Genomic DNA, 1,957 nt, shown 5'->3' with positions numbered 1-1,957 from the left:
CGGGTGCGCCCGCCGCCTCGTCGGTGGTCAGCAGCTTGTCCTTGACTGCCTGGTCGATCGGCACCGTCGCCTTCTCACCGGCACGGATGGCAGCGGCATCCAGCTTCAGTTCCGGGTTGGCGGCAACAAACGCATCGAGCTTCTGGTCCGCAACCTTGGCTGCCGCGCGCTTCAGCGGATAGCCGCCGTCCTGCAGCGACATGTTGACGGCCTTGATGAAGGCGGTTTCCTTGGCCTTGGCCTGATCGCCGGCGGCGATGGCGTCATAGGACTCGACCGTCTCGTTGCCGATCTTGACAGATGCGGGTGTGCCGGCGGCGGCCGTCGACACGACGTCATAGGGAACCGAGTTCTTGGTCAGGAACGAGGTCGCGATATCGCAGGATGTCGTGAACTTCGCGGTACCCACCGGATTGAACTGGAACTTGCAATCTCCAGGTGCCGCCGTCACCGTCGCCCGCGTGTTCTGCTGGGCTGTGGCAAGCGCCGGATTGGCAGCCCAGGTCAGTGCCTTGAACAGCGGGAAGGTGCATACAATCGCTAAGGCAAGGCCCGCCATGATGATCGGCTTGCGGCCGATCTTGTCGGAGAGCCAGCCGAAGACGACGAAGAAGATCGAGCCTACTGCCAGGGCGATCGCGATCATGATGTTGACCGATTGCGCGTCGACCTTGAGCACGTTGGTCAGGAAGAACAGCGCATAGAACTGGCCGTTATACCAGACCACGGCCTGACCGGCGGTGAGGCCGAGCAGCGCCAGCAGTGCGATCTTGGCATTCTTCCATTGACCGAAGGCTTCCGTCAGCGGCGCCTTGGAGCCCTTGCCCTCATCCTTCATGCGCTGGAAGGTCGGCGATTCGGAAAGCGAAAGCCGGATCCAGATCGAGATGCCTAGCAGCAGGAAGGATACGAGGAACGGAATACGCCAGCCCCAGGCAGCATAGTTTTCCTTGCTCAATGAAGCCTGTACGATCAGGATCACAACCAGCGACAGGAACAGGCCCAGCGTCGCCGTGGTCTGGATCCACGAGGTGTAGTAGCCGCGCCGGTTGTCCGGCGCATGTTCGGCGACGTAAGTGGCCGCGCCGCCATATTCGCCACCCAGTGCCAGACCCTGCAGCATGCGCAGGATGATCAGGATCACCGGAGCGGCGATGCCCAAGGTCGCATAGCCAGGCAGCAAGCCGACCAGGAAGGTCGACAGGCCCATGATCGTCATGGTGACGAGGAAGGTATATTTACGGCCGACAAGATCGCCGATGCGGCCGAACAGCAATGCGCCGAACGGGCGCACCAGGAAGCCGGCAGCGAAGGCCAGCAGCGCGAAGATATTGCGGGTCGCTTCCGGGATGGCTGGACTGAAAAAGGTCGAACCAATGAACACTGCCAGCGAGCCGTAGAGATAGAAATCATACCATTCGAAAACGGTGCCGAGCGAGGAAGCGAAGATGACTTTCTTCTCCTCCCGCGTCATGGCGCGGCTTGCTCCGCCGGCGGTCGATGCTATTGCCATTTCGTTATCCTCCCGTGAGACCCGTTCTCGATGCTGCGCGACACCGTCCGCGTTCTCCTCCGAGCACGGACTCAACGACAGCCATTCGGGAAAAATGACAGAAAGCGCCCGCCAAAGGCAGCGCGTCTTTGGGATTATGACTTTGGTATTAGGTGCGCTGCGGGATGAAACCGGGCGAACTGGGAAACCCTTAGCCCTTGAGCGCTTCCAGCAGGCCGACAGCAGCCATCATGTCGTGCTTGCGAGCCGCGCGGCGGGCAACGGCTTCGGCGTCCTGCCCCCAATGCTCGATCTGCCAGTCCTCGTCGACATGAGCCGCGGCCCATGCAGCCTCAGCGTCGATCTCGCCGAAATCGACAGCCAGCGCCAGCAGCGCCGAACCTGTGAGCGACGTCATCACATGGATGGCGGCGAGACGCAGCGGCTCTGTTCGCTGGGCAAGAT

Annotated in this window: 1 protein-coding gene and 1 pseudogene; both read right to left on the bottom strand. The window is 61.6% G+C overall.

From position 1 onward, the window contains the following. Nucleotides 1-1,513: MFS transporter (locus EN893_RS31470; RefSeq protein WP_128362077.1), on the bottom strand; the 1,513-nt coding region annotated here is incomplete at its 3' end. A gap of 190 nt (nucleotides 1,514-1,703) precedes the next feature. Further along, nucleotides 1,704-1,957 (bottom strand): annotated as a pseudogene (locus EN893_RS31465) (ATPase); the annotation flags it as partial.

The organism is Mesorhizobium sp. M7A.F.Ca.CA.004.04.2.1, assembly GCF_004022825.1.
Taxonomy (GTDB): domain Bacteria; phylum Pseudomonadota; class Alphaproteobacteria; order Rhizobiales; family Rhizobiaceae; genus Mesorhizobium.
This window is presented reverse-complemented; position numbering and strand designations above follow the sequence as displayed.